We start from the raw sequence: 561 nt of genomic DNA, 5'->3' as shown, positions 1-561 counted from the left end.
GAGCAGGCCGAGACCGTGATGGACGGCCCTGTCGGCGACAAGATCGCGGCTGCGGCGGAAAAACAGGGCATCTATATTCTCGCGTGGTGGAACAACGGCATTCGCGAAGTGTCCAATTCCAAGAAGCCGATCATGGCGCCGGATGACTTGAAGGGCATGAAGGTCCGCACGCCGCCGGACCCGATGACGATCGACATCTTCGAGGCGCTCGGCGCCTCGCCGACGCCGATGGCCTTCTCCGAGCTTTACATCGCTCTGCAGCAGGGCGTCGTCGACGGCCAGGAGAACCCGCTGATCAACATCTATTCGTCCAAGCTGCATGAGGTGCAGCCCTTCATCTCGATGACCAACCACAAATACGAGGCGACCCCCTTCCTCGCCTCGAAGATCGTCTTCGACGGGCTGTCGGCCGAGGACCAGGAGATTGTCCGCGCCGCGGCCAGGGAAGCCGGCCAGCTGAACCGCCAGATGGTGCGCGACCAGTCGAACGAACTGCGCGCCACGCTCGAGGCGGCCGGCGTCAAGTTCAACGAGGTCGATCCCGCGCCCTTCGTCGCGGCG

At 63.8% G+C, this 561-nt stretch carries 1 protein-coding gene; it reads left to right on the top strand.

The features are described from left to right. A partial coding sequence (locus ACOZKU_RS27690; protein WP_421581602.1) for a TRAP transporter substrate-binding protein occupies positions 1-561 on the top strand: 561 nt, incomplete at both ends.

It is taken from the genome of Shinella sp. M31, from assembly GCF_049199205.1.
Classification (GTDB): Bacteria; Pseudomonadota; Alphaproteobacteria; order Rhizobiales; family Rhizobiaceae; genus Shinella.
Note: the sequence above shows the minus strand (reverse complement) of the source record. Positions and strands in the feature narration are given on the sequence as shown.